Origin of the sequence: Lutimaribacter marinistellae (assembly GCF_042648365.1) — a bacterium.
Lineage (GTDB): Bacteria > Pseudomonadota > Alphaproteobacteria > Rhodobacterales > Rhodobacteraceae > Lutimaribacter_A > Lutimaribacter_A marinistellae.
The window spans coordinates 1-2,097 of record NZ_JBHRXI010000019.1 but is presented as its reverse complement, the minus strand read 5'-3'; the positions used below and the strand labels follow the sequence as shown (position 1 = coordinate 2,097).

1 pseudogene is annotated in these 2,097 nt (G+C 72.3%); it reads left to right on the top strand.

What is annotated here, in order from left to right:
• Positions 1–2,097: pseudogene (locus ACFORG_RS18600) on the top strand (hypothetical protein); the annotation flags it as partial.

Sequence of the window (2,097 nt, the reverse complement as noted above, 5' to 3'; positions counted from 1 at the left end):
CCCATAACCCTCACCCTCAACACACAGACCGACGAGGACCAGGACCCCGCAACCGACACCCCAACAGACGGAACCGCAACCGCAACGCGACAGATCGAGATCGGCGCCACAGAGGATATCACCCTCTCCGCCCCCGCCCGGCTCACCGCCGCCGAGGACGATGGCGTGGCCAACTCGACACAGGGCGTGGCCGTGGACCTGGGGATCGAGATCGACATCACCGATGCCGATGGCTCGGAGACCGCCGACCCGTCCGACCCCCGCTTCGCCGCCGTGGTCACGGTGCGCCTGGCCGGCCTGCCGGCAGGCGCGACGGTCAATGGCGGCACGCTGGCCGGCGAGCTGTGGACCGGAACCGTGGCCGAGGCCAACGCGCTGGTGCTGGGCCTGCCCGGCGATTACAACGGCGCGATCCTGAGCAAGATCGAAGTGCGCACGCCCGAGGGCGTCGAGAGCTCCAGCCAGGGCATCGTGATCACCCCGACCCCCGATATCGAGATCGACGGCACGGTGGTGACCGACGAGACCGACGCCCCGGTCGAACTGCTGCTCTCGGCCTTCATCTCGGTCCTGGTCAGCGATCCCGACGAGGCCGTGACGGCGCTGTCCTTCGCGCTGCCGGGCCTGCCCGCGGGCACCGCGGCCACCGACGGCACCGGCGCACCGGCAGGCCGGTTCGACACCGCGCCCGACGGCACCGTCACCTTCCGCTTCGACTGGGCGGCAGGCGACACGACGGATCCCGGCGACGTGCGGCTGATCCTGCCCGCCGACTTCTCCACCGAAAGCCCCGCCACGACGCTCGCGGCAACCCTCGAGGTGACCACCACCGACGGCACCGCCAACGGCACCGTGCCCGTGGTGGTGCACCAGGAAGGCGACCTGGCCATCGCAGATGCCACGCTGGCGCTGGCCGAGACCGACGACGTCGTCACCTTCCGCCCGGCCGACAGCGTGCTGCCCGCCGCCACCGACCTCGACGGCTCCGAAGCCGTCGCGCTGGTCGCGGTGGTCTTCACCGGCCTGCCCCCCGGCGCCCGGATCTCCGAGGATGGCGGGGCCAGCTTCACACCGGCCCCGGCCTCCGGACCGGCCTTCCTCGGCACGCTGGCCGCCTATCGCCAGCTGCTGATCGAACTGCCCCGCGACTTCTCCACCGCCAATCCCGCCAGCACGCTCTACGCCGATATCGGCGCGATCACCGACGAGGGCGGGCTCGGCCTGGCCCGGCTCGACGTGACCCTCGCCTTCGAACCCGACGTCACACTCGCCGCGCCGGCGCGGCTGACCGCGATCGAGGATGGCGACGGCATCGACGGCCAGGGCGTCACCGTCGCCCTCGGCATCGCCGTGGCCGCAACCGATGCCGACGGCTCCGAGGACACCACCACCGTCGAGATCGCCTTCGCCCCCGGCGCGCTGCCCACCGGCGCAACCTTCTCCACCGGCAGCTTCGAGACCGCAACAGGGCTCTGGACCGGGTCGATGGCCGCGGCCCGCGCGCTGGCGATGACCCTGCCCGGCGACTGGTCCGGCACCCTCGACTGGACCGTCACGGCGATCGGCCCAGAGGCCCGGGTCGCCACCGATCAAACCCTCCTGGTGCGCCCGGCCGGCGATCTCGAGCTTGCCGCCGACGAACTGGTCACCGCCGAGACCGACGCCCCGGTCACCCTCACCCCCTCCGACGCCTGGACCGTCGGCACCAGCGACAGCGACGGCTCCGAAGCCGTCACCGGCGTGGTCCTGACCCTGCAGGGCCTGCCCCCCGGCGTCACCAGCGCCGGCGTGCCCGCCGCAACCATCGCATATGACCCCGCCGCCGGCGGCACGCTGACCTTCACCGGCACCCTGGCGCAGTACCAGGCCCTCAGCCTGACACTGCCCACCGATTACTCCACCGAAAGCCCCGACGCCGACGGGCTGACACTGGCCGGCACACTGCGCGCCGCAACCAACGAGGATGCCACCGGCGCCGCCATCCCGCTCAGCCTCCGCGTCACGCCCGAGGGGGATGTGACGATCGATGACAGCCTGCCGGACACGGTGCCGGACGAGACCGACGATCCGACGCCGCTGGTGCCGGCGGAGCTGCTC